At 63.2% G+C, this 24,617-nt stretch carries 22 protein-coding genes, 1 tRNA gene and 2 pseudogenes; 19 read left to right on the top strand and 6 right to left on the bottom strand.

Annotation, left to right across the window (positions count from 1 at the left end; all coding sequences use genetic code 11):
* Positions 1 to 334: 334 nt before the first annotated feature.
* The 3 genes from IR187_RS13585 to uvrB form a co-directional block, all read right to left on the bottom strand.
* A complete protein-coding gene (locus IR187_RS13585) occupies positions 335 to 559 on the bottom strand; it encodes a type II toxin-antitoxin system HicB family antitoxin (protein WP_194955122.1) in 225 nt (74 codons plus the stop codon).
* Positions 556 to 810: a type II toxin-antitoxin system HicA family toxin gene (locus IR187_RS13590; protein ID WP_194955123.1), complete on the bottom strand. Its 255-nt coding sequence runs from the start codon at positions 808 to 810 to the stop codon at positions 556 to 558. Before IR187_RS13590 ends, IR187_RS13585 begins: the two co-directional genes overlap by 4 nt.
* A 153-nt stretch (positions 811 to 963) precedes the next feature.
* The gene (gene uvrB, locus IR187_RS13595; protein WP_194955171.1) at positions 964 to 3,150 is read right to left on the bottom strand and encodes an excinuclease ABC subunit UvrB; all 2,187 of its coding nucleotides are present in this window, start codon (positions 3,148 to 3,150) and stop codon (positions 964 to 966) included.
* A gap of 87 nt (positions 3,151 to 3,237) precedes the next feature.
* Between uvrB and IR187_RS13600 the strand changes: the two genes are divergently transcribed.
* The 14 genes and pseudogenes from IR187_RS13600 to IR187_RS13665 all read left to right on the top strand — a co-directional run.
* Positions 3,238 to 3,750 (top strand): DUF3617 domain-containing protein, encoded by a 513-nt coding sequence (locus IR187_RS13600; RefSeq protein WP_194955124.1) that lies wholly within the window; start codon positions 3,238 to 3,240, stop codon positions 3,748 to 3,750.
* 78 nt (positions 3,751 to 3,828) lie between these two features.
* Complete coding sequence (locus IR187_RS13605) at positions 3,829 to 4,233, top strand: VOC family protein (protein WP_194955125.1); 405 nt, start codon at positions 3,829 to 3,831, stop codon at positions 4,231 to 4,233.
* 448 nt (positions 4,234 to 4,681) lie between these two features.
* A complete protein-coding gene (locus IR187_RS13610; RefSeq protein ID WP_194955126.1) occupies positions 4,682 to 6,433 on the top strand; it encodes a tetratricopeptide repeat protein in 1,752 nt (583 codons plus the stop codon).
* 31 nt (positions 6,434 to 6,464) lie between these two features.
* Entirely contained in the window at positions 6,465 to 7,664 is a 1,200-nt protein-coding gene (locus IR187_RS13615) for a serine hydrolase domain-containing protein (RefSeq protein WP_194955127.1), read from the top strand.
* Positions 7,665 to 7,708: 44 nt separating this feature from the next.
* Positions 7,709 to 7,945: an acyl carrier protein gene (locus IR187_RS13620; RefSeq protein ID WP_003039428.1), complete on the top strand. Its 237-nt coding sequence runs from the start codon at positions 7,709 to 7,711 to the stop codon at positions 7,943 to 7,945.
* Between the two features lie 181 nt (positions 7,946 to 8,126).
* Complete coding sequence (fabF, locus tag IR187_RS13625) at positions 8,127 to 9,386, top strand: beta-ketoacyl-ACP synthase II (protein ID WP_194955128.1); 1,260 nt, start codon at positions 8,127 to 8,129, stop codon at positions 9,384 to 9,386.
* A gap of 349 nt (positions 9,387 to 9,735) precedes the next feature.
* Positions 9,736 to 10,674, top strand: coding sequence for an endolytic transglycosylase MltG (mltG, locus tag IR187_RS13630; protein ID WP_194955129.1), 939 nt, complete (start codon positions 9,736 to 9,738; stop codon positions 10,672 to 10,674).
* A gap of 36 nt (positions 10,675 to 10,710) precedes the next feature.
* On the top strand, positions 10,711 to 11,850 hold the full coding sequence (locus IR187_RS13635; RefSeq protein WP_194955130.1) for a Kelch repeat-containing protein: 1,140 nt from the start codon (positions 10,711 to 10,713) through the stop codon (positions 11,848 to 11,850).
* A 4-nt stretch (positions 11,851 to 11,854) separates the two neighbouring features.
* Complete coding sequence (locus IR187_RS13640) at positions 11,855 to 12,607, top strand: alpha/beta fold hydrolase (protein ID WP_194955131.1); 753 nt, start codon at positions 11,855 to 11,857, stop codon at positions 12,605 to 12,607.
* Positions 12,608 to 12,711: 104 nt separating this feature from the next.
* Positions 12,712 to 13,272 (top strand): peroxiredoxin, encoded by a 561-nt coding sequence (locus tag IR187_RS13645; RefSeq protein WP_194955132.1) that lies wholly within the window; start codon positions 12,712 to 12,714, stop codon positions 13,270 to 13,272.
* Positions 13,273 to 13,284: 12 nt separating this feature from the next.
* Positions 13,285 to 13,845 carry a 2'-5' RNA ligase family protein gene (locus tag IR187_RS13650; protein WP_228765947.1) on the top strand — a complete coding sequence of 187 codons (561 nt, stop codon included), beginning with the start codon at positions 13,285 to 13,287 and terminating at the stop codon, positions 13,843 to 13,845.
* A gap of 61 nt (positions 13,846 to 13,906) precedes the next feature.
* Positions 13,907 to 13,983, top strand: a tRNA-Met gene (locus IR187_RS13655).
* A 190-nt stretch (positions 13,984 to 14,173) separates the two neighbouring features.
* Positions 14,174 to 14,434: pseudogene (locus tag IR187_RS17185) on the top strand (Arm DNA-binding domain-containing protein); the annotation flags it as partial.
* Between the two features lie 291 nt (positions 14,435 to 14,725).
* Positions 14,726 to 14,949 (top strand): annotated as a pseudogene (locus IR187_RS13665) (integrase core domain-containing protein); the annotation flags it as partial.
* Positions 14,950 to 15,034: 85 nt separating this feature from the next.
* Here the strand turns inward: IR187_RS13665 and IR187_RS13670 are convergent.
* The gene (locus tag IR187_RS13670) at positions 15,035 to 15,472 is read right to left on the bottom strand and encodes a YciI family protein (RefSeq protein WP_194955133.1); all 438 of its coding nucleotides are present in this window, start codon (positions 15,470 to 15,472) and stop codon (positions 15,035 to 15,037) included.
* A gap of 85 nt (positions 15,473 to 15,557) precedes the next feature.
* On the opposite strand from IR187_RS13670, the gene IR187_RS13675 reads away from it, so the two are divergent.
* The 5 genes from IR187_RS13675 (at position 15,558) to IR187_RS13695 (ending at position 22,795) form a co-directional block, all read left to right on the top strand.
* A complete protein-coding gene (locus tag IR187_RS13675) occupies positions 15,558 to 16,124 on the top strand; it encodes a TetR/AcrR family transcriptional regulator (protein ID WP_194955134.1) in 567 nt (188 codons plus the stop codon).
* 359 nt (positions 16,125 to 16,483) lie between these two features.
* Positions 16,484 to 17,530: a sensor histidine kinase gene (locus tag IR187_RS13680; RefSeq protein WP_194955135.1), complete on the top strand. Its 1,047-nt coding sequence runs from the start codon at positions 16,484 to 16,486 to the stop codon at positions 17,528 to 17,530.
* Positions 17,527 to 18,321 carry a LytR/AlgR family response regulator transcription factor gene (locus tag IR187_RS13685; protein ID WP_194955136.1) on the top strand — a complete coding sequence of 265 codons (795 nt, stop codon included), beginning with the start codon at positions 17,527 to 17,529 and terminating at the stop codon, positions 18,319 to 18,321. Before IR187_RS13680 ends, IR187_RS13685 begins: the two co-directional genes overlap by 4 nt.
* A gap of 333 nt (positions 18,322 to 18,654) precedes the next feature.
* Positions 18,655 to 19,164: a hypothetical protein gene (locus IR187_RS13690; protein ID WP_194955137.1), complete on the top strand. Its 510-nt coding sequence runs from the start codon at positions 18,655 to 18,657 to the stop codon at positions 19,162 to 19,164.
* A 703-nt stretch (positions 19,165 to 19,867) separates the two neighbouring features.
* Complete coding sequence (locus IR187_RS13695) at positions 19,868 to 22,795, top strand: TonB-dependent receptor domain-containing protein (RefSeq protein ID WP_194955138.1); 2,928 nt, start codon at positions 19,868 to 19,870, stop codon at positions 22,793 to 22,795.
* A 423-nt stretch (positions 22,796 to 23,218) separates the two neighbouring features.
* Here IR187_RS13695 and IR187_RS13700 read toward each other — a convergent pair whose 3' ends face one another.
* The gene (locus IR187_RS13700; protein WP_194955139.1) at positions 23,219 to 23,686 is read right to left on the bottom strand and encodes a GNAT family N-acetyltransferase; all 468 of its coding nucleotides are present in this window, start codon (positions 23,684 to 23,686) and stop codon (positions 23,219 to 23,221) included.
* Between the two features lie 384 nt (positions 23,687 to 24,070).
* A complete protein-coding gene (locus IR187_RS13705; RefSeq protein ID WP_194955140.1) occupies positions 24,071 to 24,400 on the bottom strand; it encodes an antibiotic biosynthesis monooxygenase in 330 nt (109 codons plus the stop codon).
* Positions 24,401 to 24,617: the final 217 nt, after the last annotated feature.

Raw genomic sequence — 24,617 nt, forward strand, 5'->3', positions numbered from 1 at the left:
GAAGGCCGGGATCTCATCGTCGCGATCTGACGCACCGGCGAGATCCCGGCCTTCGCCGGGATGACGATTCCAAAAGCTATGATGCTCTATTTCCGAAGCAGGCGCGGGTTGTGTTTGCCGAACCAATATTTCCCGTCCTTCGGCGCCGACCACGGATTGATTGCGTCCCAGCGCTTGCCCGAAAAATTTAGCTCGTCCGGGTTCGTCTCAAGCGCCTGCTTGACCCTGTGCCGCAACACGCGTGCAGCCTTCGCTTTCCACTCGGCGTCGGAATGTGCGGTGGTATGCCCGGTTATGGGTGTTTTTCGGCGAGAGCGAGACACGGCGGCATCGCTTATCGCGCCGCGTAGATCGCGGGGCGGTAACGGGGTTCGGGGATGGGGAAACCCTTTTCCCGTGCGACCTCAAGCCAGCCCTCGATCGCGTCCCGAATATTGGAGACGGCCTGCTCGCGCGTGTCGCCGTGCGCCGAACAGGGGCGCAGGTCGGGGACGTCGGCGATCCAGCAATTGTCCTCGCCGGACCAGAACAGGTTGATGTGATAGTGGGGCTCGTTCACTCGTCGATATATAGGCCATAGGTCTCGACGAGTTCAAGCAGTTCGCGGACCTGGTAGCGCTTCGCGTCTTTGGCTTCGGGCTGGACCGGGAAGGAGCGCGGGACTTTTGGATGGACATATTGCCGGTGGCTGCCTGTCGTGCGCGCCCACTCGAAGCCGAATGCCCGCAACAAACGTTCAAAATCGCGAAACGCCACGGTGCGGTTCGACGATTGAAGCAGCAGGGCGTAGAGCTTTGCTGGTTTGACCATTTTCCGATCCTAAGAAGAAAATCGGTCGTCCAGATAGCGCATTTTTCTTCGGGCCGTAACAAGGTCGGATGTAAAAATACTGAAACAAAAATCTTGACTCAGCACTTCCCCAAAAATTCGCATGTCCAGAGAATATCTGTGCGATTTGGGGTATCACCGCCCCCACTTCGTCTTGCTCTGTTTCCCGAAGCGGCCCTTGCGCGTGCCCGGCTTGCCCTCGTTGCTCCGCCCCACGCGCGGCGCGACCTGTTGGTCGGGTGGCAGGCCCAGCTCGTCGGCCTCCAGCTTGCGGATTTCGTCGCGAAGGCGGCCGGCTTCCTCGAATTCCAGATCGGCCGCGGCGTCGCGCATCTTCTTTTCCAGTTCCTGGATATAGGCGCGCAAATTGTGGCCGACCATGTGCGCTGGCTTGTCTTCGCCGATGTCGATGACGACGCCGTCCTTTGACGCCACATGCGCGATGATGTCGCCGATGTTGCGCTTGATCGTCGTCGGGGTGATGCCGTGCGCTTCGTTATACGCCTTTTGCTTTTCGCGGCGGCGGTCGGTTTCGCGCATCGCGCGTTCCATGCTGCCGGTGATGCGGTCGGCGTAGAGGATGACGCGGCCGTCGACGTTGCGCGCGGCGCGGCCGATCGTCTGAACGAGGCTGGTTTCGCTGCGCAGGAAGCCTTCCTTGTCGGCGTCGAGGATCGCGACGAGCCCGCATTCGGGTATGTCGAGCCCTTCGCGCAGCAGGTTGATGCCGACGAGCACGTCGAACACGCCGAGGCGCAGGTCGCGGATGATCTCGATGCGTTCGAGCGTCTCGACGTCCGAGTGCATGTAGCGGACCTTGAGCCCCGCTTCGTGGAGGAATTCGGTCAGATCCTCGGCCATGCGCTTGGTCAGCGTCGTCACCAGCGTGCGGTACCCCGCGGCGGCGGTCTTTTTCGCCTCGGCGATCAGATCGTCGACCTGTTCCTCGACCGGCTTGATCTCGACCGGCGGGTCGATGAGGCCGGTGGGGCGGATCACCTGTTCGGCGAACACACCCTGTGTGCGCTCCATTTCCCAGGTGCCGGGGGTCGCTGACACGCTGACCGTTTGCGGGCGCATCATGTCCCATTCGGCGAAGCGCAGCGGCCGGTTGTCGATGCAGCTCGGCAGGCGGAAGCCATATTCGGCGAGGGTGATCTTGCGCCGATGGTCGCCCTTTGACATCGCGCCGATCTGCGGGATCGTCTGGTGGCTTTCGTCGACGAACAGCAGCGCGTTGTCGGGCAGATATTCGAACAGGGTCGGCGGCGGCTCGCCGGGTAGGCGGCCGGTCAGAAAGCGGCTGTAGTTCTCGATCCCCGCGCAGCTGCCCGTGGCGGCGATCATTTCGAGGTCGAAATTGGTGCGCTGTTCGAGCCGCTGCGCTTCGAGAAGGCGGCCTTCGGCCTCGAGCTCCTTCAATCGCTCGGCAAGTTCGTGGCGGATTGCTTCGCTCGCTTGTTTCAGCGTCGGGCCGGGCGTCACATAGTGGCTGTTGGCAAAGACCCGGACGTAATTCAGGCTCGCGATCTTCTTGCCGGTCAGCGGATCGAATTCGGTGATCTCCTCGATCTCGTCGCCGAAGAAGCTGACGCGCCACGCCATATCCTCATAGTGCGAGGGGAAGATTTCGAGGCTGTCGCCGCGCACACGGAAATTGCCGCGCGCGAACGCTTGGTCGTTGCGCTTGTATTGGAGCGCGACGAGCTTCCTTATGATCTCGCGATTGTCGGCGACCTGGCCCTTCTTGAGGTCGAAGATCATCGCCGAGTAAGTCTCGACCGAGCCGATGCCGTAGAGGCACGACACCGAGGCGACGATGATCACATCGTCGCGTTCGAGCAGCGCGCGCGTCGCCGAGTGGCGCATCCGGTCGATCGCCTCGTTTACCGAGCTTTCCTTCTCGATATAGGTGTCCGACCGCGGCACATAGGCCTCGGGCTGGTAATAGTCGTAATAGCTGACGAAATATTCGACCGCATTGTTCGGAAAGAAGCTTTTGAACTCGCCATAGAGCTGCGCGGCGAGGATCTTGTTGGGCGCGAGGATCAGCGCCGGGCGCTGAAGCTCGTCGATGACCTTGGCCATGGTGAAGGTCTTGCCCGATCCGGTGACGCCCAGCAGCACCTGATCGCGCTCGCCCGCGCGCGCGGTTTCGACCAGCTCCTTGATCGCGGTGGGCTGATCGCCCGCGGGCTGATATTCGCTAACCAGTTCAAAACGCTTGCCGCCTTCGACCTTTTCGGGGCGGGCGGGACGGTGGGGGACATAGCCTTCGGCGGTGTCGATTTCGTCGAGCGAGGTGCGAATCTGGATTGCCATCGCTGCCAATATGGTATCGATGGGGCGGGTCCACAATCGCAATGAGTCAGCCGGAGAGCAGGCAGCGGCAAGTCACAGGAGACAGGTATGAAAAAGATTTTGACGATTGCAGCCGTCGGCACGCTCCTGGCGGTGTCGGGTTGCGGCAAAAGCGAAAATGCCGGCGGCCCGGTGAAGCGCGAGGCGGGCAACTGGAAAACCGACGTCAAGCTGGTGAAGTTCGAAGTGCCCGGCATGCCGGCCGAGGTAAAGGACCAGATGACGAAGATGATGGAAGGCACCAGCGGCATGGATCAGTGCTTCACGAAGGAGCAGGTCGACAAGGAAGACATCGCGGCCGAACTCGCCAAGGGGCCAGGCAATGGCGGCGAATGCACCTGGGCGAAAAAGAATATCGCGGGCGGCACGATCGACATCTCCGGAACCTGCACCGCCAACGGCCAGACGGTCGACATGGCGATGACGGGCACCATGGCGGCGAAAAAGAGCGACGTGACGATCACCACGAAGGGCAAAGTGCCCACCGGCGGCGACATGGAAATGGTCATGCAGATGACCAGCACCCACACCGGCCCGTGCAAGGCACCGGCAACGACCTGAAACCCCGGGTAATTGCCGGACGATGGGGGCGTCAGCCATGCTGGCGCCCTTATCAGTTGGATGAGAAAGGAGTGTGTAATGCTGGGCTATGTGACGATGGGCACCGACGATCTTGACCGGGCGCGCGAATTTTACGCGGCGCTGCTCGGGACGATCGGTGCCAGCGAATTGATGCGCATGTCGGACGATGACAACGGGTTTACGCTTTACGCGACCGGTTGGGGACAGCCGGGGATCGCGGTCACGCGGCCCTATGACGGGCAGCCCGCGCATCGTGGCAACGGACATATGGCGGCGATTGTCGTCGATAGCCGTGCCAAGGTCGACGCGCTTCACGCCAAGGCGCTCGAACTGGGCGGGAACTGCGAAGGCACGCCGGGCGTGCGCGGCGACGAGGGCGAGCAGGCGTTTTACGGCGCCTATTTCCGTGACCTTGACGGCAACAAGCTCTGCGCCTTCCGGATCGGGCCGGCCAGATATTGACCGCTGGCTGGCGCGCCCGGCCTGCTGACGCTCCGCCTGTGGCCACGCCCGCGGCATCGACTTGCCGGACAGGTGACAGGTGGGGCTGTCATCCGTCCGGCGAAGTCTTGAACTGAGGCCGGAGGGCAATGAAACATGCCAGGGACCAGCTCGCACGCTTCGCCTGTCGGCCTCAATATCGCGCCGATGTAGGAGGGGCGCGACGGGATGAAGCATGACAGGATTCGCGTTGGGCGGCAGTTACAAGGGGTCACACGCCGCCATGTCGCCGTTTGATAACCCTTTCTTAACCCGGTTTCGCGTTTCATCGTTCCAGATTGGCGGCTCGTCGCTCTTCTGCTATAGCGAAGGGCATGCCTGTTACCGTTACGTTGAAGTAACAATGGCTGGTCGCGCTTGATGATTGTCGTATCACCCGCCGCGCCCGTTTGGGGCTATTGAGGGTAGCATGGACCACGCGAAAGCGAACGACACGCAGGGTTCCGGAGAAACCGACCGGATCATCGCGGCAGAGCTGGAGCGGCTGCTCGAATCGCCGTTGTTCGTCCGCTCGCCGGTCTTGTCGCGCCTGTTGCAGTTCCTTGTCGAGCACCGGTTGCGCGGCGGGCGGAGCGCGCCGAAGGCCTATGCGATCGCGACCGAGGCGCTCGGCCGTAGCGCCGATTTCGACCCCGCGGTCGACAGCTATCCGCGCGTGATGGTCGGCCGGCTGCGCACCCTGCTCGATCGTTATTACGCCGACACGCCGTGGATTCACCGGCTGCGGGTTCCGCAGGGCAGTTACGAAGTGGTCGTGCAGCACCGGGTTGCGCCGCCGTCGCGCTCGATCGACGGTGCCAGCGGCGGGGATGACGTCAAGGCAGCGGCGAGCGGCGACCAGGCGGGTGTGCCGAGGGCGCCGGGCGCGGCGTCGGGAGCCGCGCCGCGCTATGGCCGCTGGTTCGTCGCGATTTTGCTTCTCGCCCTTGCACTGTTCGCGCTGTCGGCGCTGCGCAGCGGCCCCGATCGGCTGTTTGTCGGCGCTCCGATGACGGTGCCGCTGCTCGAAGTCAGCGCGCCGGTATCGGGGAATACGCCGCCGTCGCGGGCCTTGGCACGCGCGCTCGACAGCAAGCTGCGCGACGGGCTGCGCCGGTTCGACATGGTCGATCTGTTGAGCGTGCAAGCGCCCGGCGCCGCCGCAGCGCGCCCCGCCGATTATCGCCTCGACGTGTCGATGGTGCTGAACCAGCAGGGGGTCGGGCAGGTCACGCTGGTGCTCAATCGCGTCGCCGACCAGCGCGCGATCTGGTCGCAGCAGGAACGGATCAGCGACGACGGCATGCCGCAGCTTGCGTCGATCGAGCCCCTCATTGCCCAGATCGCCTCCGATTACGGTGTGATCGTTCGCGACCAGATCCAGCGCCAGCCTGACAATTTCGCCGCGGGCTATCCCTGTCTCGCGCAGTTCAACCGCATGCGCCAGATGCGCAACATGCCCTATGCGCGGCAAGTCGAAGCCTGCCTTCGTGCAACGCTGAAACAGAACACGCGCGACCCCGTTGCCCTGGCGGCGCTGTCGCTGCTGCGCTTTGGCGACTGGCAACCGCAACGCATGGCGCCGGCGGGCCGCGAAGCCTTTGCCGAGGGGCGTGCACTCGCGGAGCAAGCCTATGAGAGCAGTCCCAATTCGTCGGCAGGGCTGTTCGCGATGGCGCGCGCGAATTTTTACGCGGGCAATTGTCTGCGCGGCAACACAATGGGCGACGCCGCGCTGCGGCAGAATCCCTACGATCCCGATCTCAACGGGTTTCTGGGCCTGTTCAAGATCACCTGCGGTCAGGCTGAGGCGGGCGAAGCGCTGCTCCGGCGGTCGCTGGCGCTCGATCCCTCCTATCCCGGCGTTCCGGCAGTGACGCTGGCGTTCATCCTGTCGCAGCGCGGCGAGCAGGAGGAAGCGCGCGCGGTGCTCGATGCGATGCCGTCGCCCAGCACCATGGAACCGCAGTTCCTGATGGTCCGTGCGATCGTGTTGGCGCGACAGGGCGACGTCGCTGGCGGGCAGGCCGAATGGCGTCGTTTGCTGGCACATACGCGTCAGCCGGCGACGGCGTCGCCGGAAACCGTCCTCGGCCGGTTCCTGATTACGCCAACGGTGATTCAACGCGCGTCGGCGGCACTGCGCGAGTCGGGGGTCGTTGCGGCCAAACCTGCCGCTTGACGCGACTGGCCGCGCTCCGCAGAAGCGGGCGATGCTTTATGCTCTTACCCTTCTGGCGTCGTCGGGCGTGGCCGATCCGGCCGCCATCGCCGTCCATTTCGATCGTGCGGGGATGGTCGAGACGCTGGTCGTCGCGGGGCAGGCCGACCGCGCCAATGGCCGCGTCCTGACCGCCGACGATCCGGTTCGCATCGCGTCGGTCTCGAAACTGATTGTCGCGCTCGGCGTCCTGCGACTGGCCGAACAAGGCCGGCTCGATCTGGACCGCGACGTTTCGGACTATCTTGGCTGGCGCCTGCGCCATCCGGCCTATCCCGACCGGCCGATCACGCTGGCGCAGCTGCTCGGTCACCGGGCGGGTCTGACCGACCGGATCAATTACGCACTGCCGCTGGGCACAGACCTCGAAACCGCGCTCAAGGATGCGGACGCGTGGGACGATGCGCGCCCGCCGGGCGGCGACTTTGTCTATGCCAACCTCAACTATCCGGTGGTCGCCGCGGCGGTGGAAGGCGCCACCGGCGAGCGGTTTGACCGGGCCATGACAGAACTGGTGTTTCGTCCGCTGGGGATCGACGCCTGTTTCAACTGGCCGACTTGCAGCGATGCCGCGGTGGCGCGCGCGGTGGTGCTGTACGACAGCGAGGGCGCGGTCGTCCGCGACGATCTGCGCGGCGACCGTCCCGCCTGTCCGGTGGTGCCGGCAGCGGACGGCAGCTGCGACCTCGCATCCTATCGGCTGGCGCGCCACGGTGCGGGGTTCAGCCCGCAGGGCGGGCTGCGCATATCGGCGAACGGCCTGGCGCGGATCGGCGTCATGCTGCTGCGCCGCGGCGAGGGCTTTTTGAAACCGGACAGCATGGCACGGCTCGAAACGATGGCACCGGTACGGCCGGTGACGGGCGAGGGGACCGGCGGCTTTTTCTGTGAATATGGCCTCGCGCTGCACAGCAACGGGACGCAGTCGGCGACCGGCCCCGGATGCCGCGACGACCTGTTCGGTGACGGACGACGACGGCTGGGGCATTCGGGCGACGCCTATGGGCTGCGCTCGGGGCTCTGGTACGATCTTGCAGCGGGCAATGGCACCGCCTATTTTGTGACCCAGGTGCCGGACGGACAGAAAGGGAGGCGTTCGGCCTATAGCGCGGCCGAGGAGGAACTGGTCGATGCGGCGCGGGTCCGCGGCCGCGATACCAGCCCTCTTGCCAGCCCCGCCGACGGACACTAGGGCAATTTCCAACATTCACGGCTTAGTCAGAAAAGGAATAGCGCATGAGCGATTCGGCCGAAAAGGTTAAGAAGATCGTCGTCGAACATCTGGGCGTCGAAGCCGACAAGGTCACCGAAGAAGCGAGCTTCATCGACGATCTGGGCGCCGACAGCCTCGACATCGTCGAACTGGTGATGGCATTCGAAGAAGAATTCGGTGTCGAAATCCCCGACGATGCGGCGGAAAAGATCGCCACCGTCAAGGATGCGATCGACTATATCGAAGCGAACAAGGGCTGATCGAGCCCGTCCGGCGTTGCCGGACGCGGCGGCGACGCCGTCAATGCGTTTCCGGCTTCCCGGTCCATGGCCCCGCGCCCTGTGACCGGGGAGCTTTTTTTATGCGCGATGTTTCTCTAGAAGCGCGCCGAGCGAATTGATGCGGACACCTGCTGGAACAGGGCCGACGAAAGGATTGACTATGCGCCGGGTTGTGGTGACGGGTTTGGGTTTGGTGACGCCGCTGGGCGGCGATGTCGAAACCAGCTGGAAAAATCTGATCGCGGGCAAATCGGGCGCGGGTCCGATCACTCATTTCGATGCGTCGGACCAGAAATGCACGATCGCGTGCGAGGTCAAGGGGCCGGATCATGAATATGGCTTCGATCCCGGCAAGCGCGTCGACCACAAGGTGCAGCGCCAGGTCGATCCCTTCATCATCTTCGGCATCGACGCCGCGGGCCAGGCGCTCGAAGACGCCGGCCTGACCGAACTCACCGACGAACAGAAAGTGCGCGCCGGCTGCTCGATCGGGTCGGGCATCGGCGGCTTGCCGGGCATCGAGAGCGAAAGCCTGCTGCTCGCCGAAAAGGGGCCGGGCCGCGTTTCACCGCACTTCGTCCACGGCCGCCTGATCAACCTGATCTCGGGGCAGGTCAGCATCAAATATGGCCTGAAAGGCCCCAACCACGCGGTCGTCACCGCCTGTTCGACCGGCGCGCATTCGATCGGCGATGCGGCGCGGATGATCCGCGACGACGACGCCGACATCATGCTCGCCGGCGGCGCCGAGGCGACGATCTGTCCGATCGGCATCGCCGGCTTTGCGCAGGCACGCGCGCTCAACATGACGTATAATGACCGCCCCGAACAGGCGAGCCGCCCCTATGACAAGGACCGCGACGGTTTTGTGATGGGCGAGGGCGCGGGCGTCGTCGTGCTCGAGGAATATGAGCATGCCAAGGCGCGCGGCGCGAAGATTTATGCCGAAGTCGTCGGTTACGGCCTGTCGGGCGACGCCTATCACGTCACCGCGCCCGACCCTGAAATGGACGGTGCCTTCCGATCGATGAGTGCGGCGCTCAAGAAGGCGGGCATGACCCCCGCCGACATCGACTATATCAACGCCCACGGCACCTCGACGATGGCCGACACGATCGAACTCGGCGCGGTGAAGCGGCTGTTCGGCGACGCGATGGCGAATGTATCGATGAGCTCGACCAAGTCGGCGATCGGCCATCTGCTCGGCGGCGCGGGCGCGGTCGAGACGATCTTCTGCATCCTCGCGATCCGCGACCAGATCGTGCCCCCGACGCTCAACCTCGACAATCCCGACGAGGGCACCGAGGGCGCCGACCTGGTCCCCAAGGTCGCGAAGAAGCGCAAGGTGCGCGCGGCGCTCAACAACAGCTTCGGGTTCGGCGGCACCAATGCCAGCCTTATCGTCAAGGCCGTCGATTAAATCCCTTCGTCATTGCGAGCGGAGCGAAGCAATCCAGAGTAGCGTAAACCGCTCTGGATTGCTTCGCTTCGCTCGCAATGACGACGCGGGTTTGACTGTCAAGGCGTTCAGAACCTCCCTGTGGCGAAGCCATGGGCAGGGGACCGCCGCGAAGCGGTGGTGGAGGGGCCGCGACGCTGGCGCCATAGCCCCTGCGTCAGCCCTGCGTCAGCCCTGCGGGCTGCCACCTCCCCATGGCTTCGCCACAGGGAGGATCAAATCCCTCTTTCCTACATTGGCTTGCCATGCTCTAGCAGCGGGGACTTCGCCGGGGCTTTAAGCAGGGCCAAGTGATTGACGGGAGAATCTGGTGCATCGGTTCCGCTGGCTGACGATTGCGATTCTGACGCTGGTCCTCGCCGCCTGCTCGCCCGGCGCGCCGAAGGATGCCGAGGTCGTCATTCCGCCGGGCGCGAGCATTGCGAAGGCCGGGCAGATACTGGAAGATGCCGGTATCGTCTCCGCATCCAGCTTTCGCAACGAGGCGCGCTTCTTTGGCTCGAAAGATCCGATCAAGCCCGGCGAATATAAAGTCGAAAAGGGGATGGACGCGGGCGATATTCTGGCGCTGTTCCAGTCGGGCAAGACGATCCAGCGGCTGGTGATGATCCCCCAGGGTATGCCGTCGATCATGGTATGGGAGCGGCTGATGGCCGAGGAACGCCTGACCGGCGAAATTCCGGTGCCGCCCGAGGGCAGCATCCTGCCCGACAGCTATGCTTTCACCACCGGCGAAAGCCGCGCCGCCGTCGTCAAACGGATGCAGGCGGCGATGGACCGGGCGTTCGACGAGCTGTGGGCCAAACGCACCCCGCGCACCGCCGTGAAAGACCGCAATCAGGCGATGACCCTCGCATCGATCGTCGAGAAGGAAACCAGCGTCCCGGCCGAGCGGCGCACCGTTGCGGGGGTCTACACCAACCGGCTGGCCATCGGCATGAAGTTGCAGGCCGATCCGACGATCATCTATCCGATTACCAAGGGCAAACCGCTCGGCCGTCGTATCTTGCGCAGCGAGATCCAGGCGGTGAACGATTACAACACCTACAGCATGGCCGGCCTGCCCAAGGGGCCGATCGCCAACCCCGGCAAGGCATCGATCGCCGCCGTGCTCGATCCCGAGGCGAACGATTATCTGTTCTTCGTTGCAAAGGGCGACGGCAGCCACATCTTTGCGCGTACGCTGGCCGAACATAATGCCAATGTGCAGAAATGGTATGCGCTGCGCCGCGAACGCGGGGAAATGTAAGGGGCAAGGCAAACGGGGGCATAGGGAGGAAAAGACTTGCGTATCCTGACGGTTACACTGGCGCTGGTCACCGGCCTTGCCGCCTGCGCAGCGAATGGCGAGGGCGCGTCTAACCCGCTCACCGCCGATGTTCGTTTCGAACAGGGGCCCCGCATGGGAGCGCCGCGCGCGACGCACCAACTGATCGCGACGGCCGATGGCCAGCTTCTGGCCATTGGCGGATGCGTGCGCCCGGGCTGTGACCCCGGACCGGCCAGCGCTACCGTCGATATCATCGACCCGGCGACGATGACGGTGACGGGCAGCGGCCGCTTGCTTGCGCGCCATGTTCAACCGTCTGCGGTGGCGCTGCGTGACGGTCGGGTGCTGATCGTCGGCGGATGGATCGACGGGCGCCCGTCGACGTCGATCGAGATTTTCGATCCCGCCACCGGCCGGTCGGTCGCCGGACCTGCGCTCGGCGGACCCAGAGCAAATCCAGCCGTCGTCGCCCTCGCCGACGGGCGGGTGTTGATCGCCGGCGGCTATGACGGGCAAGAACCGCTGGCCGATGCGCTGTTGTTCGACCCTGCGAGCGGAAAGTTGTCGACCACGGGACGTCTGCGCGACGCGCGCAGCGGGGCAACGGGAACGCTGCTTGCCGATGGCCGGGTGCTGTTGACCGGCGGCGGGCGGGCCGAGCGCCGCCCGCGCGTCGCGCTGGCCAGCGCCGAAATCTTCGACCCCGCGACCGGGCAGTTCACCGCGACGGGGTCGCTGGCCGACGCGCGTTACAAACATGGGGCGGTGCGCCTCGATAATGGTGACGTGCTGGTGGTCGGGGGATCGGACACGCGCGACGGTGCCGGCAAGCTGCGGTCGGTCGAGCGCTTCGATGTGGCGTCGGGGCGTTTTGTTGCGGCGGGGCGTCTGACCGTCGGGCGGTACAAGCTGGCCGACACCTTGCTTGTGCTGCCGGGCAACCGGGTGCTGGTCGCCGTCGACGACCGCACGCCCGAGATTTTCGATGTTGCCAGCGGCGCCAGCAGCCGGATCGACTATGAACTGGGTGACCGGTGGAATTTCATGGCATTGACCCGCATCGACGCGCGCACGGCGTTGCTCAGCGGCGGGTACAGCGAAAAGGGCATTGTGCCGACCGACCAAAGCTGGATCGTGCGCCTGCCGAAAGGATAGGGCGATGACCGCTGCCAAGCTGTTCCTCCACGGCGTCCCCGACAGCCCGGCGATCTGGGGTCCGGTGCTCACCGCGCTCAGTCTTGGCGACGCGCCCGTCGCGGTCCCCGCGCTGCCGGGTTTCACCGGGCCGCTGCCCGCGGGCTTTCCCGCGACGAAGGAGGCTTATGCCGACTGGGCTGTCGGGCAGGCCGCAGATCTGTTCGCGGCGCACGGCCCGATCGACATCATTGGCCACGACTGGGGCGCGTTGATCGCGCAGCGCGTCGCAATGCTGCACCCCGACCTTGTCCGCAGCTGGGCGATTTCGAACGCGGTGATCGATCCCGACTATCGCGGCCACCGCGTCGCGCGGATCTGGAACACCCCCGTGCTCGGCGAACTCTTCATGGCACTGAGCAAACCCGCCAAGCTGGCCGAAGGACTGGCGGCGCAGGGCATGCCAACCGCCATCGCCGCCGAAGAGGCCGAGCAGTGGCGGAACAAGGACAAACGCCGCGCGATCCTGAAACTCTATCGCTCGGCGAAGGGGCTCAGTTTCGAACATGATTGGGCGCGTGATATCGACAAATTGCCGACGCAGGGGGCGTTGATCTGGGGCGCCGACGACCCATATGTCCAACTGTCGGTCGCGCAGCGTTTCGCCGCCAACACCGGCATCCCGCTCACCGTCATCGACGGAGCAGGCCATTGGGCGATCGCCGAGCGACCCGCAGAGGTCGCGGCGGCACTGCATCGCTTTTGGTCCGCGCTCTGATCGCCTGACGCAATCAATATAAGCGGCCAACTCGATTTGACCTGCGTCCGCCGGTCTGCTTTTGGTGCGCCGCACAAAAATCCACACAGAAAGGATTCTCTCCCATGATCAATCAACCCGTTCCCGCCGTGACGCTCAAGACGCGCGTCCGCGACGAGGCCGTCGATGGCCCGAACCCGTTCCGCTGGCAGGACGTCGATACCGGCGAAGCGTTCGGCACCGGCCGCCACATCCTGTTCGGCCTGCCCGGCGCCTACACCCCGACCTGTTCGAACGAACAGTGCCCGGGCTTTGAGCGCCTTTATGGCGACTTCATCGCCGAAGGTGTCACGGCCATCCATTGCATCAGCGTCAACGACGCGTTCGTGATGTACAACTGGGGCAAGAGCCTGGGCGTCCAGAACGTCAAAATGGTCCCCGACGGTTCGGGCGCCTTCACGCGCCGCATGGGCATGTTGATCAACAAGGACCATGTCGGTTTCGGGATGCGCAGTTGGCGCTACACCGCGATCGTCGACGACGGCATCGTCGTTCAGATGTTCGTCGAACCCGGCATCAACGATGTCGGCACCGACAGCGATCCCTATGTCGAATCGACCCCCGAAAAGGCGCTCGAATGGGTGAAGGCGAACCCCTATCGGGGCAAGTTGTCGCAGGCGGCCTAAACCGGCGCTGACATGACCTTAGGCGGCCCGGCCATCCCCCCTCCCATCCGGGCCGCTGGCGCCGCACCCATCATCGTCACCGCGACGATGGGTGCGGCCGACCAGCGTTTTTTCGACACTCTGCGCGCGGCGCATTTCCCGCCCGAGCGCAACTATCTGTCGGCGCATATCACGCTGTTCCACCAGCTGCCGCCGTCGGCGCTGGGCGAACTTGACGGGCTGATCCGCCGCATCGCCGCCGACACCCCGCCCCCCGCCGCGCGGTTGCGCGAGCTGTACTCTCTCGGCAAAGGCGTCGCCTATCGCATCGATAGCCCCGACCTGCTGGCGATCCGCGAACGGATCGCCGACCATTTCACCGGTATGCTGACCGCGCAGGACCAGGGCACACCGCGGCTGCACATTACCGTGCAGAACAAGGTGACGCCCGGCGAAGCCCGCACGTTGCTCGCCGAACTCACCGCCGACTTCCAGCCGCGCCCGCTGACCATCACCGGCCTCGCCGCCCACCACTATCGCGGCGGCCCGTGGGAAGCCGCCTTCGCACGGAATTTTCGCGGCCCGCGCACATGATATTGACCAGCGCCAACACCCTGCCTATAGGCGCTGCTCGCCCGTCGCGGCGGCCCTGTGGGGCGGAGTAGCTCAGCTGGTTAGAGCAGCGGAATCATAATCCGCGTGTCGGGGGTTCGAGTCCCTCCTCCGCTACCAGTCGCAAACCCCTTCAAACCTCGCATTTCCGGCAGTTTTCTGCCATTCGTCGAGGTCGTTCCAATGATGACATTTGCCTGTCCAGAAGTGAGTTGTTCGGACAACTCACGTCAGATTTGGACCCGTTTGGACACAACTTTCGCGAGAATTTTCGCGAGTGTTTCATGGCCTCGATCACCTCGAGGTTGTCATGAGCAAGAGTGTAATTCTGACCCCCGCGCATATCGATCGGCTGAAGAGTGGTTCCCTGTCCGACCGGGAGGTTCCCGGTCTTGCTATTGTCGTCCCTGGCCTCGCTAGGAAGCAGTGGCGCTTCAAGCGCGTTGTTGCTGGCACCAAGAAAACCGTCGAGCAGATTCTGGGGTGCTACCCTGCCTTCTCGATTGATGAGGCGCGCGCGTGGGCAGTGCCGCTCAGCAGGGCGGTCGCGCGCGGCGAGGACCCCCGGGAGATCAAGCGAGCGGACGAAGCGAGGGCGATGCCCGTTGCTTCGGCGCATGCCATCTATATGGACGCCATGCGCCGAGGCGACCGCACGAAGCTGAAACCGCGCACGATCTTCGACAAGGACGTGATCTATACGCGTGACATCGCGCCGCGGCTCGGGACCAGGGTTCTGGCCGATCTTACCGAAGACGACTGCTGGGATGCGGTCTACGACAAGGCGAAGGCATCGAAGCATCGCACCAACAAGATGGCAGGCGAGCTCAGCTGCCTCCTGAAACGGTGCGCGGGCCGCGGTGGCCATTGCGAGAGCTTCAACGGGTCACTGTGTAATGAACTGCCCAATGGCGAAATCTTCTACTCGTTCGCCGAAACCCGAATCCTGATCGTGGCCTGGCGGCGACATTACAACATCCTCCGGTCGCACAGTTCGCTGCGATATCGGCCGCCGGCGCCGGAGGCCGTTCCATCGCCAGTGTCGCCTCCGGTTCCGCTTCGTTCCATCTATGGCCAACACTGGCGATGGGGGCGTCAATGCGCCAAAAAATCCGCCCGTCCCACGCGGTGGGGGACGGTCACACAGCGGCGGTCAGTCCGCGGGACATCTTCACTTCGCCTGAGGCGCCAGAACGCCTTTGAGGCGGGCGGCCGGGTCGATGGCGGGGCGCCATTCGCTGACCGTGCCGACAAACTGGCCCTTCTGGACCGCGGGATCGGCATCCATCAACGCGCGCGCCGCTTCCAGATCGTCGGCGCGGAGGATCACCAGCCCGCCCTCCGACGTCATCAAGGGTCCGGCAAGGATCAGGACGCCGTCCGCGGCCAGTCGGCGCATATATTGGCCATGTTCGCCAAGATTTTGCTGGGCAAGCGGCATGCCGCGTTTCCACACGGGGCCGGGTTCGTACACGATCGCGAACAGCTTCGCGGTCGCCGGCGCCTTGGTCGCAGGCTCGGGCGCGACGTTCGGATCGGCATGCGCTGCCGACGGCACGAGTGCCGCCGCCGCAAGAATGCCGACGATCAAGGGCCATGATATTTGCATCAACCAATCTCCCGCATCAGGATGATCCAATACATACCATATGTTATGGTTTGTCAATCGCCGAAATCTATGCGATGATGCCGTGATGAGCGATCGTTCGACTTCGTCACGCCGCGGGCGCTTTGCCAAAGCGGACTGGATCATGATCGGGCTTGCCGGATTGCGGCAGGAGGGGCCGGACGCCCTGACGATCGAACGACTGACCGCGACCGCGCGGCGGACCCGCGGATCGTTCTACCATCATTTTGCGAGCCACGAGGATTTCGTCCGCGCCATGGCCGACAGCTGGCTGCAGCAAAGCACCGTCGGCCCGATCGCCGAAATGCAGCAAGCGGCGGACATGCGACGCGTCAGGGCGTCGCTGGCCGAATTTGCCGCGACGCTCGACCATCGGCTGGAACGGCAGATGCGCCGGCTGGGCGAAATCAACACCCATGCACACGCCGTCGTGCAGCAGTCGGACGCGCTTCGCATTGCAATGCTGGTGCAGATGTTTCAGGGCGAGTTTGCCTTGTTGCCGGACGAAGCGCTGAAACGTGCGCAATTGCAGCATGCGGCATTCGTGGGAATGCAAGTCGTTTTTCCCGAGGCATCGCCGGAGTTTCGCCGTGAACTCGACCTGTATCTGGCCGGCAAATTGTGGGTGGGGTAATCGGTATCGGTATCGGTGTCGTGATGACCAGCCAAGGCTTGCGGCGGTGGCGGTCTCCTCAAGTCTATTGGTGACCCGCAACTCAATGTGGATCCGACCGATCGCCGCTGACATCGTCCATCGGCGTCGGACATTTGGCTGGCATCCAGGGTACGCTTTGATCCTCTGCCGATGACGTGTAACTTTGGCGATCTGCAAAGCTCGAGTGCGAGACCGTTGCAAAACTGAGCAAAGGATATTCGTTTGCGGTGAGGGGCCAATCCAACCTGCCGAACGTCGGTGAAAATGTTCGCTTATCAGAGTAGGGCGGTGGCATGCAGGCCAACTTGAACTCGCGTCCAGACGATAACGCGGAGTCGATGGCAGCACTGCGCGCGGATGGTGCATTCCAGCGCATGCTGCTTCTCGCCACCGCCATTTTGTGGGCAGCGAATTTTGCCATCATGACACTCATGTCGATTGCAGGGGGCGAAGCCGGGTGGGCCGAATTGCTCCTACCGCGACTTGCCCTCAACCTCGTCGGCGTCGGAATATGTTACTCCGTTCATCGCCTGCTGTGGTGGGCGGGTCGCGCCGGATTCAGGCGACAGCTCATTGTCGCGGCGATAGCGACGCCCGCTGCCGCCGATGCCTATGCTTGGTGCAGCACTTACGCCGTGTGGTTGATTCACGGCGATGCGCCGGCCATGCCGGCGGCGCAGATGATCCTCCAACTCGCGCTTCACTTCTGGTTCTTTGCGACGTGGACCGGATTCTATCTGGCCATCTCCTACGGCGCCCGTCTGCGCGTTCAGCAACAGCGCGAGGCGACGGCCCGCATCCTGGCGCAGGCCGCGCAGCTTCAGGCTCTACATTACCAGATCAGCCCGCATTTTCTCTTCAACACACTGAACTCAATTTCGTCGTTGGTCGCAGATGGCAAGAACCGGCTCGCCGAGACGATGGTTCAGCACCTGTCCGAGTTTCTGCGCCTGACCTTGGCGATGAACCCCGCGCTCGATGTGACGCTCGAGCAGGAACTCGCGTTACAAAATGCCTATCTCGAGATCGAACGCGTCCGCTTTCCCGATATGGAGCTCGATGTCCGGGTTGCCGAGGATGTTCGCGCCGCGCCGGTTCCGGGTCTCATCTTGCAGCCGCTGATCGAAAATGCCGTAAAGCACGGCATCGCCACGCACCTTGGTACATCGGTCATCAAGATTTCCGCTAACCGCGCAGGTGATCTCCTGGCGGTCGAAATTTCCAACCAGGCGAAAGCCGGCATTCCCGGCCGGGCCCCGGGCATTGGTTTGCGCAATGTTCGCGAACGACTGGCCGCCCGCTTCGGGGACATGGCCTCGCTTACGGCAGGTTTTGTGCTTCCCGGACGGTATGAGGCCAAGCTTCTGATCCCGCTTTGGGCATGAGAGCCGCGGTGCGCATCCTGCTCGTCGATGACGAACCGCTTGCACTTCGAAGGCTCGAGCAGTTGCTCGGCGGCATGCGCGACGTTGCGATATGCGGCTCCGCCACCGGTTGCGACGAGGCGATCAAGGCGACTCTTCGCGAGCGCCCCGATGTTGTGCTGCTCGATATCCGGATGCGCGATGGCAGCGGCTTCGATTATCTCGCGCAGTTGCCGGACGATATCGCGCCGGCGATTATTTTTGTGACCGCTTTCGACAGTCATGCAGTCGAGGCCTTTACCCATAATGCCCTCGATTATGTGCTCAAACCGATCGAGGTTGGCCGGCTCGGTGTCGCGCTCGACCGGGCGCGCCGCGCCCTTCAGGACCGCGATGCGGCCAAAACGACCGACGAACTGCACGAAATTATCGCCAATCTGCGCGAGAAGATTCGCGAGGACGCGGCTTCTCCTTTCGAAAGCGAATTCTGGATCCGCAAGAATGTGACCGGCTTCGTCAGAGTGCCGGTAGCCGATATACGCTGGGTCGCGGCCGACGACGATTATGTGCGAATATGGACGGGCGAAAAATCCTATCTATTGCGCAGCACCCTTAGCGACTTGCAGGCGAAGCTCGATCCCGACGTCTTCATTCGTATCCACCGGTCGACTATCGTGCGCCGGTCGATTGTCACGGAATTCAAGCGCGATGGCGACGGCATGTTTGCGTGCCTCGCGGGCGGCGAGAAACTCCGGGTAGGGCGCGTCTATGCCAAGAGCCTCCGGGCCGAGTTGACGCGGTTTGAGCGATGAATCGTATCCGGTGCAACGACCATAGCGGCCTGCACGGGCGATAGAGCCTGGCTGTTATACCGGCCTCGAGCCTGCTGATAGCCCCCTAAAGCCCCGCATTCCGCGAGTAAGTGCAGGTCGATATCGAGCCAGGAATCGTGATCGACCACCTTGATGAGGGAGCAACGACCAGCAAGTGGCGCTGCGTTGCGGGTAGCCGATCGGCGCCGGGCCGTACCAATTGTCGATTCGCCGCCCTGCGGTTCCTTCGGCCACTCGCTTGGAGCGACCACCTCAACCGGCTTTCCAATTCCGCGCTTCAAGTTGCATTCCACCTTCAGGGGAGGGTCAAGGATGACGGATGAGGCAACGCGGGCGGAAGAAACGAATACCACCCTTGATTGGCGTTGGCGATCCGCACTCGTTGCGGGACTCCTCGCCGGCGCGCTCGACATCGTTTACATTCTGACAATCTGGACGCTCATGGGCGTCCCCCAATTGACCGTGCTCCAGGTGATTGCGAGCGGCATTTTCGGTCGCAGTGCGTTCGAGGGCGGCATGCCTTTCGCCGCAATCGGGCTCGGACTGCATTTTTTTATCAGTATATTGATGGCATTCGCCTATTTTGCGCTCGTGCCTGCGTGGCTTCGCGCCAAGCCGCTGCTTGCGGGACCTGCGTATGGTGTGGCGCTCTGGCTCGTCATGAACGCCATTGTGGTGCCGCTGTCCGCTGCGCCGATATCGGCGCCACCGGCGATCATCCTGCTGGCCGATATCGCCGGCCATATCCTCTTGGTGGGTCTTCCGATCGCAGTTCTTGCTCGTACGCGCGCTTGCCGGGGGTGCTGCTCGTGCCGGACCTAGTGACCCGAATGTCCTACGCTTCTGCGCACAGCGAAGCACGCGGGCACGACACGATGACGGACGATGCTCTCGCGGGTGTCGTCACCCGTCCAAGGTCATGTGCAAGCGGATCGTTCAACAACGCGCTTGCTATCCTATTCTCGCGAGCGTCGCGTTGGTGAACGGTCCAGCGTCGCTCGCCGCATCCAAGCGCCGTTAACCGCGTTCGATTGACGAAAGACCTGCTTATAATGACGCTTGCCGCATGAAGGCTGACGCGCAACCGATGGCTGGGCGATAAGCGGCGGCGAAGGTTCGAACCGGGTTTGCGCAGGAACGCCGCGTGGCGCTCCAGCGTTAACACTAACGGATAATCCGTAGCTGGCTTGTTCCTCGCAGTGCTTTTCCGGCACAAATCACTGCCTGTTAAAGTTAGTCCCTTGCGCAGGATGGTGGGGGGGCGGGAGGACTTCCTCCCGCCCCTTTTTTCTCGCCACGTCACATGGCCTTGCTCCCGACCGGAGAGTTAACTCGACGACCGATCAGCCCGCGACGGTGCGTCGTTCGACCGTGCGGCGACGACGTTGGCCGCGCTTCGCGAACGCTGACCTGTGTCAATCGGCCTATTCCCTCAGTCCGGTTGAACGGCGTTGTGCGGCATCATCTAGCGGACGGCAGTGCGCGCCACTGGGCGCGACGCAAGCTGAAACAGGGGAGATACGCGTTGAACAACAGGAATCACGGGCCGTCGGTCGCGAGCCGCGTCGGGCTGCTGGCGCTTGCCGCGGCACTGGCTGCGCCTGCTCAAGCCCAAGACAGTGCTAAGGGTGAAGCCATTGCTGCAGAAAGCGTGCCGTCGACCGAAATAGTCGTCACCGGATCGCGAATCGCACGATCCAATCTCGATAACAGCACCGCGACGCTGGTTATCGGCGGCGAGATGCTCAATCGCCAGAACTATGAAAATATAGCCGACATCGTGACCTCGATGCCGCAATTCGCGCCATCGTTCGGAAACGGTCGCACGACATCTTCCTTCTCGGGTGCGGCGGCGTCGGGCCTCAATTTTACAAATCTTCGTAACCTAGGCGCAGTCCGCAGCGTCGTTCTCATCAACGGTCGTCGCGCGCCCGGCGGTACGCCGCTGCAGCCATCAGTCGACTTTAACACCTTGCCCACCGCCAATATCGACCGCATCGAAGTCATCACCGGCGGGGCCTCGGCGGTGTACGGCGCCGACGCGGTCGCCGGCGTTGTCAATATCATCACCAAGAGCCGGTTCCGCGGTCTTGAGGTGGGTGGCAGCTTCGGCATCGCCGAACGCGGCTACAACAAGAACAGCAATGCTTACCTGATGTTCGGCGGTGAGCTTGGCGATGGCGGCCATGTTTTGCTGACTGCCCAATATACTTATGAGGGCCTTGTCAGCTGCGCCGATACCTACGTCTGCGGCACCGATATTCGCTATAACAATCCAGCGGAAGGGCCGGTCTTTGCGCCGGGTACAGGGCTTACCGGCGTGCCGCCGCTGTCGGCGGTCGCGCTTGGCGGCAACTTTTTCCTCGGCTCGGGCGCCAGCGCCCTCCAGCTGACCCGCAACCTCCAGACCGGGCAGCTCCAGACCTTCAACCTCGCTCGTGACGGCTTTAATCGGAATCCCGAGCGAACACTCGCCATCCCGACCAAGCGACTGATGTTCGCGGCTGAGGCCGAATACCCGGTGAGTGACGCGATCACCGCTTTCGCCGAATTCAATTACGGCCGCTCGTCGACCGATGGTCCGATCGAGGCGGCGCCGTTCCAGAGCACCACCAACCTGTTCGGGGGCCGTCCCGGTTCACCCGGCGTGCCGGTCACCATACCGGTCGACAATCCCTTCTTTCTTGCCGCGACCACGGCCGCGCAGCGCGCGGTGCTGACCCCCGCTCAGATTGCGGGCGGGATCGACTGGTGGCAGCGCTTTTCGGAGTTCGGGAAGCGCGGAGCGACCAACGAGCGAAACACTGTCCGCCTTGTGGCGGGTCTGAAGGGCGATCTTGATTTCGGCGCGGGCGATTGGAGATGGGAGACCTCCTACGTCTATGGCCGCACCGAACTCAACAGCCGCACCGATGGCCTTGTGGCAACCGACCGGCTCTACTACGGCCTGCGCGTCGAGGCCGACCCTGCGAACCCGGGCAAGTTCCGCTGCGTCGATCCGGGCGCGCGTGCGCAAGGCTGCGTGCCGATCAACCCGTTTGCGCCTTATACGCAGGACCAGATCGATTATCTCACCGTATCGGCCGGACAAAGCGGCATCAGCACGCTCCACGACTTCAACGCCTTTGTCTCGGGTTCGCCATTCACCTTGCCGGGCGGACCGGTCAGCGTGGCACTCGGCGTCAATTATCGATCCTTCTCCGGCTTTCAGGATGCCGATGAGGCGATCAACCTTGGCCTGACGACCGGCAACCAGATCGGTGACAATGAATTCGTCAAGACGAAGACGAAAGAGGCTTATGCCGAGATTGTCGTGCCGTTGCTCCGCGACAAGCAGTTCTTCCGGACGCTCGAGCTCGAAGGCGCCTATCGTCTCTCCGATCCGAGCCGCGGGTCCAGCTATCAGACGTGGAAGGCGGGCGGCACATGGGAGCCTTTCGAAGGCCTTCGGTTCCGCGGCATCCGGGCACGCGCCGTGCGTACGCCGACCCCGGGCGAGCTCACGGGGCTGGGTCAGACGTTCGGAACGGTAAGCGATCCGTGCCGTGCGGTGAGCCGGAATGCCAATGCCACCCGCGCTGCGAACTGCGCCGCGGACGGGGTTCCCGCGAATTACGATCCCCCGCTGTCAGTGCAACAGAGCGTGGCCGGGACGATCGGCGGTAATCCTGATCTTCGCCCGGAGAAGGCCGACACCTGGACCTACGGCCTGGTGCTGACGCCGCGCTTCCTGCCTGGCTTCGCGCTCACCGTCGATCGTTTCGACATCAAGATCGACGGTTTTATCAATACGGTTGGCCGACAGGCGAAGGTGAACCTTTGCTATGACACGGTCGATCGGCAGTTTTGCGGCGACATTACGCGTAGCTTCCGCCCCGAGGTCGGTGGGAATTTCGCCTTGACGGCGATCGATGACCAGCTGCTCAACGTGAACACGTTCCGCGTCAAAGGATTCGACGTGGAAGCGCGCTACAGCTTCGATCCTGGCCTTTCGATCGGGAATGACCCAAGCCAGCTGATGCTGCAGCTGCTGTCGACGATTTACGACAAGGCAGAGCAGACCCAGCCCACCGGCCAGGTCACCAAGCTTGACGGATATGCGGGCGGCGATACCGCGACCCAAGGTTTCCTGCGCTGGCAGGCGACTGGCAATATCGTCTATTCGTCGGGGCCGTTCGGCCTGACCTACAGCATGCGCTACATCCCCAAGACCAAGGCCAGTCCATTCCTGACCGGCTTCCCGAAGATCCCGGCGGCAAGCTATCACAATCTGCGGCTCAGCTTCGACGTCAAGGAGAAGGCGAACTTTTACATCGGCGTGAACAACCTGTTCGATCGCAAGCCGCCGATCGTTCCGGACAACTCGTCGGGCTCGCAGGCGCAGAACACGATCTCGGGCTTCTATGATGTCTTTGGACGGTCCTTCTTTGTCGGAACGAAGCTCAACTTCTAGGTCGGCGTATCCCAGCGGCCGGGCAGCGATCCGCTGCTCGGCCTGTCTGTCAAGCAAGGCGGGGGCGCAGAATATATTCGTGCCGACCCGAGCCGTTGTTGGAAATCATTTGCGCGACCGCGTCCACGAACGTGACTGACGCCAGGGAGGGAAGGGGCACGAATGCCCCGATCGCGCCTGGTGTTTGGCAACTCTGCCCGCTCGAACTATTGTCCTGAAAGGCGCGCCTTGGGCGCTGTCCGGCGGCGATCAGAGGCATAGGGTTGACCCACACTCTGAGGAGCGGGCCATCCTGGTAAGCCGGACATCCTGCTGCAGTGATGGCCTCGCCGGGGTGCCCGTCCCAACGGTTAGGGCGGCGTCCGCTTCGCGTGCCTATTTTCGCCAGCCCCAGATCGCGTTCGGCGATATACGCAACACGCGTTATTCATTGAGCTCAGGCGATATGGCGTCGTGAGACGGGCGGATGCCGTAGATCATGGGCCGCACAACTTCCATGAATGATGCGGGGGCCGCCAAACTGGTGAAACCAAAGGGTTCGTAAAGTTTGTGGGCATCGCTGGTGGCAAGCATGATGCGGCGCAAGCCCGGAACGAAATCCTGGCCGAGCAGCAAGGCGACCAGTGCTTTACCGATTCCGCGTCCGCGCCTTGCCGGATCGACGATGACATCGCAAAGATAAGCGAAAGTGGCCTCGTCAGTGACGAGCCGCGCAAAACCGACCAACCTGCCCTGGGCGTCATAGGCGCCAGCACAACAGGATTGGGCAACCGCCTTTGCAACTGTACCGAACGGGATGCCATGCGACCAATAGGCAGACGACAATAAGGCGTGTACCGCGTGAATGTCGATCCGCGCAGGGTCCAGCGAATAGTCGATTTGGCAGCTCACCACCGCGCTCCCATCGCATCGCACCAAACAAGTGTTTCCGGTCCAGCGCCTGGCTGGCTCGTGGTATTGCAGTTATCCAAATCGCCGGCCCGAAAATCTACGCAACCGCCCAACCGGACCCCAAAGGCCGCTTGGCGTTCGCCTTTCGCAAGACTGGAAACCCTATGACTGGCACCCTGTTCAACGATCAAGCGCCGTTCATCCAGTCGCACGTGCAAACGCCGCACGATTGGATGTGCCGCAACATGCGGCAGAGCAACCGCATTGAAAAGCCAAGTTGTTTGCCCGCTACGGTTTGACAACCCGCGATCGGGCGACGCACGAACCATATGGTGCGTAGGGCAGTCGCGCTGTCTGGCTGCCGAGTATGGCAAGCCTGCCAAACTAGCGATCCGTCGGCTCCAGCCTCGTTATCAGTTGCCCGAACTCAGGTGCCGCCTCGCCGGCCTCGATTTCGGCATGTTCGGCCTCCGCCGACATGGAAAGCAGATACTCGGCGTCGAAATCATAATATTTCGCCACATGAGGCGACGGCCCGGCGAACGAGCGGACGGCCGTCATGTCTTTCCAGAAGGTCAACATGGTCACGTCGACGGCGTCGCCGCGCCGAGCGGCCAAGCAGAATGCCCCGAGGTTCCCAGCGATCCGGCGATAGTCCGGAATCGCGATCTCATTCATCAGCCGGATATAGGCGTCCGCGCGATCGGCGCGCACCGTTCCTGTCCAACGTCTCGCAATCATCAGCGTTTCTCCCGCCAGGTAAGGGCATATGAATGTTGCTGCGGATTTAGAGGACCGTCGGGGCCGACGATTGCAAGGAAGATATTGCCAGAATGCAGGGCGCGACCCGATGGCGGGGCACACGCGGGCGGTACCGTCGGCAAAACATGTGGAGAGAAGCGGTCACGATGCGCGGCGCCTCGGTTGTTGG

The sequence above is a fragment of the Sphingopyxis solisilvae genome (assembly GCF_015475875.1).
Taxonomy (GTDB): Bacteria; Pseudomonadota; Alphaproteobacteria; order Sphingomonadales; family Sphingomonadaceae; genus Sphingopyxis; species Sphingopyxis solisilvae.

Excerpts from the sequence above, each read along its gene's own strand:
- IR187_RS13645 (WP_194955132.1), top strand. The coding sequence starts at position 12,712 with ATGATCAATCAACCCGTTCCCGCCGTGACGCTCAAGACGCGCGTCCGC.
- fabF (WP_194955128.1), top strand. The coding sequence starts at position 8,127 with ATGCGCCGGGTTGTGGTGACGGGTTTGGGTTTGGTGACGCCGCTGGGC.
- IR187_RS13610 (WP_194955126.1), top strand. The coding sequence starts at position 4,682 with ATGGACCACGCGAAAGCGAACGACACGCAGGGTTCCGGAGAAACCGAC.
- IR187_RS13590 (WP_194955123.1), bottom strand. The coding sequence starts at position 810 with ATGGTCAAACCAGCAAAGCTCTACGCCCTGCTGCTTCAATCGTCGAAC.
- IR187_RS13605 (WP_194955125.1), top strand. The coding sequence starts at position 3,829 with ATGCTGGGCTATGTGACGATGGGCACCGACGATCTTGACCGGGCGCGC.
- IR187_RS13650 (WP_228765947.1), top strand. The coding sequence starts at position 13,285 with ATGACCTTAGGCGGCCCGGCCATCCCCCCTCCCATCCGGGCCGCTGGC.
- IR187_RS13600 (WP_194955124.1), top strand. The coding sequence starts at position 3,238 with ATGAAAAAGATTTTGACGATTGCAGCCGTCGGCACGCTCCTGGCGGTG.
- IR187_RS13620 (WP_003039428.1), top strand. The coding sequence starts at position 7,709 with ATGAGCGATTCGGCCGAAAAGGTTAAGAAGATCGTCGTCGAACATCTG.
- IR187_RS13690 (WP_194955137.1), top strand. The coding sequence starts at position 18,655 with ATGACGGATGAGGCAACGCGGGCGGAAGAAACGAATACCACCCTTGAT.
- IR187_RS13680 (WP_194955135.1), top strand. The coding sequence starts at position 16,484 with ATGGCAGCACTGCGCGCGGATGGTGCATTCCAGCGCATGCTGCTTCTC.
- IR187_RS13675 (WP_194955134.1), top strand. The coding sequence starts at position 15,558 with ATGAGCGATCGTTCGACTTCGTCACGCCGCGGGCGCTTTGCCAAAGCG.
- IR187_RS13670 (WP_194955133.1), bottom strand. The coding sequence starts at position 15,472 with ATGCAAATATCATGGCCCTTGATCGTCGGCATTCTTGCGGCGGCGGCA.
- IR187_RS13685 (WP_194955136.1), top strand. The coding sequence starts at position 17,527 with ATGAGAGCCGCGGTGCGCATCCTGCTCGTCGATGACGAACCGCTTGCA.
- uvrB (WP_194955171.1), bottom strand. The coding sequence starts at position 3,150 with ATGGCAATCCAGATTCGCACCTCGCTCGACGAAATCGACACCGCCGAA.
- IR187_RS13640 (WP_194955131.1), top strand. The coding sequence starts at position 11,855 with ATGACCGCTGCCAAGCTGTTCCTCCACGGCGTCCCCGACAGCCCGGCG.
- IR187_RS13615 (WP_194955127.1), top strand. The coding sequence starts at position 6,465 with ATGCTTTATGCTCTTACCCTTCTGGCGTCGTCGGGCGTGGCCGATCCG.